This is a genomic window from Burkholderia sp. APQ4-4ca, assembly GCF_057837105.1.
Genome location: NZ_JBYQCG010000112.1, coordinates 23,161 through 29,861 on the forward strand (window position 1 = coordinate 23,161; position 6,701 = coordinate 29,861).

The 6,701-nt window shown below is 67.6% G+C and carries 7 protein-coding genes; 3 read left to right on the top strand and 4 right to left on the bottom strand.

The window, feature by feature from the left end:
- Positions 1-34: 34 nt before the first annotated feature.
- Positions 35-916 carry a LysR family transcriptional regulator gene (locus tag AC3IFE_RS14355; protein WP_089468938.1) on the bottom strand — a complete coding sequence of 294 codons (882 nt, stop codon included), beginning with the start codon at positions 914-916 and terminating at the stop codon, positions 35-37.
- A 127-nt stretch (positions 917-1,043) separates the two neighbouring features.
- Between AC3IFE_RS14355 and AC3IFE_RS14360 the strand changes: the two genes are divergently transcribed.
- Positions 1,044-2,081: an aldo/keto reductase gene (locus AC3IFE_RS14360; RefSeq protein WP_301737519.1), complete on the top strand. Its 1,038-nt coding sequence runs from the start codon at positions 1,044-1,046 to the stop codon at positions 2,079-2,081.
- Between the two features lie 168 nt (positions 2,082-2,249).
- On the opposite strand, the gene AC3IFE_RS14365 is transcribed toward AC3IFE_RS14360, so the two are convergent.
- The gene (locus AC3IFE_RS14365) at positions 2,250-2,975 is read right to left on the bottom strand and encodes a class I SAM-dependent methyltransferase (protein ID WP_089468936.1); all 726 of its coding nucleotides are present in this window, start codon (positions 2,973-2,975) and stop codon (positions 2,250-2,252) included.
- A 188-nt stretch (positions 2,976-3,163) separates the two neighbouring features.
- Here AC3IFE_RS14365 and AC3IFE_RS14370 point away from each other — a divergent pair, with 188 nt between their 5' ends.
- Both AC3IFE_RS14370 and AC3IFE_RS14375 read left to right on the top strand, forming a co-directional pair.
- Entirely contained in the window at positions 3,164-4,168 is a 1,005-nt protein-coding gene (locus AC3IFE_RS14370) for a hypothetical protein (RefSeq protein WP_489190896.1), read from the top strand.
- A 298-nt stretch (positions 4,169-4,466) separates the two neighbouring features.
- Positions 4,467-5,276: a TlpA family protein disulfide reductase gene (locus tag AC3IFE_RS14375; RefSeq protein WP_489190899.1), complete on the top strand. Its 810-nt coding sequence runs from the start codon at positions 4,467-4,469 to the stop codon at positions 5,274-5,276.
- Between the two features lie 452 nt (positions 5,277-5,728).
- On the opposite strand, the gene arsH is transcribed toward AC3IFE_RS14375, so the two are convergent.
- Positions 5,729-6,451: an arsenical resistance protein ArsH gene (gene arsH, locus AC3IFE_RS14380; protein WP_489190897.1), complete on the bottom strand. Its 723-nt coding sequence runs from the start codon at positions 6,449-6,451 to the stop codon at positions 5,729-5,731.
- A gap of 20 nt (positions 6,452-6,471) precedes the next feature.
- Positions 6,472-6,701, bottom strand: a 230-nt coding sequence (locus AC3IFE_RS14385; RefSeq protein WP_489190898.1) for an arsenic resistance protein, incomplete at its 5' end; no start/stop codon positions are given.

The following is a 6,701-nucleotide window of genomic DNA, read 5'->3' on the forward strand; positions in this document are numbered from 1 at the left end:
AACGTCTCGCCAGCCGCGCACGGGCCACGCGCCGTTACGCGAGCGCCTCCGCCAGCCGGTCGATCAACGCGCGCACGCGCCGTGGCTGCGCGACGCTGCCCGGATAGACGATCTGCAGATCCACATCGCCCGGCGAGAACGCGCCGAGCACCTCGACGAGCGCGCCCGACGCCAGATCCCGTTCGACGTCGACCAGCGATTTCAGCGCGACGCCGTGCCCCGCGATGCACCACGCACGCACGAGCGCCCCGTCGTTGGCGACGCGCCGGCCGCGCACCACCACGCGCTTCAATGCGCCATCGATGCTGAACGGCCATTCGGCATACAACTCCTGGCCGAAGCGCATCACGATGCAGTCGTGCGCGGCGAGTTCGTCCGGATGACGTGGTGTGCCGTGTGCGGCGAGATACGCAGGCGCCGCGCACACCACGCGCCGCGCGCGGCCGAGCGAGCGGCTGCGCAGGGAACTGTCGGCCAGCGTGCCGCGACGGATCGCGAAATCGAGGCCCTGCCCGACGAGATCGACATACCCGTCGCCGAGATGCAGGTCGACCGTCACGCCCGGATGCTCGGCCAGGAACGCGTCGAGGACGGGCACGATGCGCTCGCGCCCGAGATCGGCCGGCGCACTCAGCCGCACGGGCCCCGACAGCGTCTGCACGCCCAGCCGCACCCGGCTTTCGAGTTCATCGGCCTCGGCCAGCAGGCGTCGCGCGCCATCGGCCAGTGTCCGCCCCTCGTCGGTCAGGCTGATCGCGCGCGTCGTGCGCGTGAGCAGCGCCGCGCCGTAGTGGCGCTCGAGCGCCGTCAGCCGCTCGGACACCGTGGCCGGCGACAGGCCGACCTCGCGGCCCGCCGCGGCCAGCCCGCCCTTCTCCACGATACGCAGGAACAGCGCGAGGTTGTCGAGCAGCATTGTTCGCTCCTTCCGAAGGATATTTTCGTCATCTTCGGGATTATCTGAAAAAGTCGCAAACGGTACATTGATCGCCGGATGATCGATATGCGGCCGCGCCGCGCTCACACGACGGGAGGAAATGCACATGGAATACCGTACGCTCGGCCGCTCCGGCCTCAAGGTCCCCGTCCTGAGCTTCGGCGCCGGCACGTTCGGCGGCGCCGGCCCGCTGTTCGGTGCCTGGGGCAATACCGGCGTCGACGAAGCGCGCCGCCTGGTCGACATCTGCCTCGAAGCCGGCGTCAACCTGTTCGACACGGCCGACGTGTATTCCGACGGCGCGTCCGAACGCGTGCTCGGCGCCGCGCTCAAGGGGCGCCGCGACCAGGTGCTGATCTCGACCAAGACGGGCCTGCCGACCGGCGACGGCCCGAACGACGCGGGCACGTCGCGCGCACGGCTCATGCGCGCCGTCGACGACGCACTGCGCCGCCTCGACACCGACTACATCGACCTGCTGCAACTGCACGCGTTCGACGCCGGCACGCCGGTCGAGGAAGTGATGTCGACGCTCGACGATCTCGTGCGCGCGGGCAAGCTCCGCTATATCGGCGTGTCGAACTTCGCCGGCTGGCAGATCATGAAGTCGCTCGCGGCGGCCGACCGGCACGGCTGGTCGCGCTACGTGGCCAATCAGGTCTACTACTCGCTCGTCGGCCGCGACTACGAATGGGACCTGATGCCGCTTGGCGCCGACCAGGGCCTCGGCGCGCTGGTGTGGAGCCCGCTCGGCTGGGGCCGGCTCACCGGCAAGATCCGGCGCAATGCGCCGCTGCCCGAAGGCAGCCGCCTGCATGAAACGGCCAGCTATGGGCCGCCGGTCGACGACGAACGCCTGTACGACGTGGTCGATGCGCTCGACGCGATCGCGAAAGAAACCGGCAAGACGGTGCCGCAGATCGCGCTGAACTGGCTGCTGCAGCGGCCGACCGTGTCGTCGGTGATCGTCGGCGCGCGCAACGAGGAACAGTTGCGGCAGAACCTCGGAGCGGTCGGCTGGGCGCTGACCGATGCGCAGGTCGCGAAGCTCGATGCGGCAAGCGCAGTGGAAGCGCCGTATCCGTACTTCCCGTATCGCCGGCAAGCGGCGTTCGCGCGGCTCAATCCGCCGATGCGGGGGTAAGCCGCGAAGGCCTCGGCATCAGGCCGGCACGCGTGCCTGCCCGCGGCGAGACGGCCGCCCACTTGATAGCCGGGAATACAAAACCGGCCCGCCGGTCATTTTCTGCCGCGCGAGGGGCACCGTTCCTACGCACTCATTTGTCGTCCCGGGAACATGTCCCCGCCGCACTCACCCCAGCGGTCGCGCCTTGATCCACAGAAACAGCGGCACGCGCGCCCACTGCTTCAGTTGATCCGTATCGGCATGATCGGGCGGCGGCTCGCGCAGCGACACGATCGCGAACCCGGCCGCCTCCAGCGCCTCCATATACGCCTGCAGCGGCAGCGACCAGCCCGCGAAGTGCATCGACAGCCCGTCGCGCGTTTCCACGCCGTCGAAATGCTCGCGCCCGAAATAGCTGCCCGTCAGCACGAACGGCGCATCGGGCTGCGGCCCGGCAAAGCCGCCGCGATCGCGGAACGGATGCACGATGGAGATGAACAGCGTGCCGCCCGGCTTCAGCACGCGGCGCGCCTCGTTCAACGCGTCTTGCATGTCGTCGAGATCCATCAGCACGTTGTACGCCATCACGAGATCGAAGCTGGCGGCATCGAACGGCAGTGCCGCCGCGTCGGCCAGTTGATAGCGATGCGCGGAATCCGCGTGACGCGCCGCATCGAGCATCGCGGGCACCGCGTCGCTCGCGGTCACGTCGTAGCCGAGCGCCTTCAACTCGCGGCTCACGCGGCCTTCGCCGCAGCCGATCTCCAGCGCGACGCCGGTGCCGCGACCGATGTAGGCCGCGAGCCCCGCGCGATATTTCCAGAACGCATCGTGGCCCGGCTTGCCGGCCCAGTCGATCCATTGGTCGGCTACCTGTGTCCAGTGTTCGGTCATGGCTTTCGTGTCGGTCATGCGTGTTCCCGCCCGGTGGGCGTCGTCGGCTCAGGATGTGCATGGTAAGCCGAAGCGCGAACGACGTGCACCGATTACCCCGTTTGGCCAGTTTCCGTTTCCGGTCACGACGTTCTACAGTTACGACACCGCCACCCGTGCCACCGCGCATCGCCTCGACGATACGCACCCGATTCCGAGGAAAGCCCATGCCAGGTATCTTCTCCGCGCTCGCCGATGCCACGCCGAGCCCCGTCGCGGCGGAAACGCGCATGGTGCACGACGTGGCGACGCTGAAGCTGTCCGACTACCGCTCGGCGGACGGCGCGTCGTGGGTCATCTCGACCATTACGCCAGCCGCCGACAGCGGCGCGAGCATCACGGGCAAGACGTATTTCGACACCGCGAAAGGCCGGACGGTCCCGGTGCCCGACGCGCGCCGCCGCTACGCGAATCGCGGCACGTGGCAGGTCGTCGCGAGTTCGAGCCCGGCCGTCCCCGCGGCAGGCCGCTACGATTGGCTCACGCTCGCGTGGCTGCCGATCAACCGGCGGCCGCTGCCGCAAACGCCCGAGCACCTGTATTCGCCGTTCATTCACGGCGGCACGATCGTTTATCGGTGGAACCCGGCCGCGGAAGGCGGCGAGCAGTTCGGCAACGTGCGAATGATTTTTCCGGAATGGACGCAGCAGGTGGCCGATACGTTGCGGTCTGCATCGGCTGCAGCGCAGGACGGCGCGCCGTCGGCCCAGCAATTGGCGCTCGACCGCCTGAAAACAGACACGAACCCCATGACCGCCGTGCTCGACTTCGGCGATGCGCTGCGTGAGGAACGGGTGGACCGGATCGTGACACGGCTGCCCGCGCTGCTGCGGGAGAAGGATCCGCACGAGCTGTCGGTGATCGTGTTCCTGTGCCTGTCCGCAGCGCGCGATGAGGACCGGCCGCGTTTCGTCGAAACGATCGACACGACGATCGCGGGCACGAACGACCGCGCACGCCTGCTCGCGATCGCGTACGGCGCGTTCGCCGCGGGGCGGACGCAATCGGTTCCATTCCGCGACAGCGCGACGAATGCACTCATCAACGACGTATTCGGCGCGCTGAAACAGCGCACGGCCGCGCTCGGCGTGCCGGTCGCGCAAGGGTCGCCGTGGTACGAATTCTTTACCGCGTATCGGCTCGGTGAAGCAGGGGCGGGCAACGGCCAGTAATCGCCCGCGAAGCGACGCCGCTGCGAAAGCAATAGCAAATCTCCAACGCCGTTCGTCACTCGCCGCACATTATCTCGACTTCCTCGGTGCAAACCGCCGCGCCAACCCAAACGTGAACATCATGCACGCCTGAGCTGCCGGGGAGGCCCATCACGAGCCGCAACACGCCGTTACGTTCGCGAAGGGAACCCTCATGCGCGGCAACCGGTCGAAACGCCGCACGACTGTCGACGGCTCGTCGCCGCGGCGGACGAGCCCGTCTTCTGCCCCGCTCGATCACGTCCATTCTTCCTACTTCATGCTGAGCATCGGTCCCTTCTCGATCCGCGTCGTTGCAGTCGCCGTCGCCGCGCTGCTGGCGTGGCTCGTCGCGCGTGTCATCCAGCGCCGTCCGCCGGACGGGCATCACAAAACCGCGTCGAGCCTGATCCTCGATGCGCTGCTGCTCGGGTTGATTGCCGCGCGTGCCGGTTACGTCGCGCAGTGGTGGCCGGACTATGCGGCGTCACCGCGCGCAATCGTCGCGCTCGGCGACGGCGGCTTCGACGCGCGCATCGGCATCGCGGCCGCGCTGGTATTCGCCGGCTGGCGCCTGCGCCGCCTGCCCGCATTGCGTCGGCCGGTGCTGGCCGGCATCGTCGCGGGCCTCGGTGCGTGGGGCATCGCGCAAGGCACGCTGGCGACGTTGCAGCGCGGTGCGCCGCCGCTTTCCGAGATGCGGCTCCAGGCGCTCGATTCGACGCCCGTATTGCCGGCTGGCTTCGTCGGCAAGCCGGCCGTCGTGAATCTGTGGGCAACGTGGTGCGCGCCGTGCCGCCGCGAGATGCCGATCCTCGAACAGGCGCAGCGCAACCATCCGGGCATCACCATACTGATGCTCAACCAGGGGGAAAGCGCGCAAGCCGTGCGCGCTTTCCTCGACCAGCAGGGCCTGCGCTTCGATCACGTGCTGCTCGACCCGTCGATGCATGCGATGCACGCGTATGGTTCGCGCGGATTGCCGACCACGTTGTTCTTCAACGCAAAAGGCGAGCTCGTCGAATCGCACATGGGCGAGTTGACCGCCGCACGGTTGAAGGACACCGTCACGCAACGCTTCGGGCAGTAACGCCCCGCGGCTGACGGGAAGCCGCGCCACCTGTTCGGTATCGGCCGAATGACACGTCCGTCCAATGACCGGCGGCGCGCACGAATTCGCGTCCGAGCCGCTATTGCGCTACGACACGTCGGTGATGGTGAGTGCCCGGCATTCGCGCGAACGCGCGACGTAGGTGCACGAACTGCTCGATCGCGACTGATGCCGAATTCGTCGGCGGACGGCCAGGCCGCGCCGATCGACCATCTGTTCACGCAGCACGGCGCGCGGATCGACGAGCGGCGCGTTGCTTCATCGACTGCCTGTTGCATTTGATCCGCCAGCATGCGCGCGCCGCCCGGAAGGAGAATGTGCGCTGTTTCGCACGCTCACGCGCGTGATCCGACCGTACGCGCGGCGGCTAGATGCGGCACGGCTCGAATCCGGCTGGTCCAGCCGTCCCTGCGTTCGTTCGATGACGAACGCTAGATATGCGATTGATTGACGCGTTTCGAGAGTTGGTCGGCGCTTTCCTTCCGCTCGCTGTACCGATCGACCAGATACGGGCAGACGTCGCGCGTCAGCAGCGTGAACTTCACGAGTTCTTCCATCACGTCCACGACGCGATCGAAATAGGCAGACGGCTTCATCCGCCCCGCCTCGTCGAATTCCATGAACGCCTTGGCCACCGACGACTGGTTCGGGATGGTCAGCATGCGCATCCAGCGCCCGAGCACGCGCATCTGGTTCACCGCGTTGAACGACTGCGAACCGCCGCTCACCTGCATCACCGCGAGCGTCTTGCCCTGCGTCGGCCGCACGGCGCCGACCGACAGCGGAATCCAGTCGATCTGCGCCTTCATGATCCCCGTCATCGCGCCGTGCCGTTCCGGCGAACACCACACCATTCCCTCCGACCACATCACGAGCTCGCGCAGCTCGACCACTTTCGGATGACTGTCGGGCGCGTCGTCGGGCAGCGGCAGGCCGCTCGGATTGAACACACGCACTTCGGCACCCATCGCCACGAGCAGCCGTGCGGTTTCCTCGATCAATAGGCGGCTGAACGAACGCTCGCGCAGCGAACCGTACAGCAGCAAAAGCCGCGGCGGATGCGTCGACGGCGCCGCAGGCCGCAGTTGCACGGCGTCCGGCACACGGAACAGTTCGACGTCGAGTTGCGGCAAGTCGTTCGGGTAGTCGGTCATAGGTAGATGCTCTCGCGATTTCAAGCCCGGCACTCGTACCAGTCCTTCGACCGGTTGACGAGGCGCACGACCAGCAACATCACCGGCACCTCGATCAGCACGCCGACGACGGTGGCCAGCGCCGCGCCGGAATGAAAGCCGAACAGGCTGATCGCGGCCGCGACCGCCAGCTCGAAAAAGTTGGATGCGCCGATCAGCGCCGACGGGCACGCGATGGCGTGCTTTTCCCCGACCGCGCGATTGAGCCAGT

Coding starts and splice junctions, on each gene's coding strand:
- AC3IFE_RS14355 (WP_089468938.1), bottom strand. CDS start 916: ATGCTGCTCGACAACCTCGCGCTGTTCCTGCGTATCGTGGAGAAGGGC.
- AC3IFE_RS14360 (WP_301737519.1), top strand. CDS start 1,044: ATGGAATACCGTACGCTCGGCCGCTCCGGCCTCAAGGTCCCCGTCCTG.
- AC3IFE_RS14365 (WP_089468936.1), bottom strand. CDS start 2,975: ATGACCGACACGAAAGCCATGACCGAACACTGGACACAGGTAGCCGAC.
- AC3IFE_RS14370 (WP_489190896.1), top strand. CDS start 3,164: ATGCCAGGTATCTTCTCCGCGCTCGCCGATGCCACGCCGAGCCCCGTC.
- AC3IFE_RS14375 (WP_489190899.1), top strand. CDS start 4,467: ATGCTGAGCATCGGTCCCTTCTCGATCCGCGTCGTTGCAGTCGCCGTC.
- arsH (WP_489190897.1), bottom strand. CDS start 6,451: ATGACCGACTACCCGAACGACTTGCCGCAACTCGACGTCGAACTGTTC.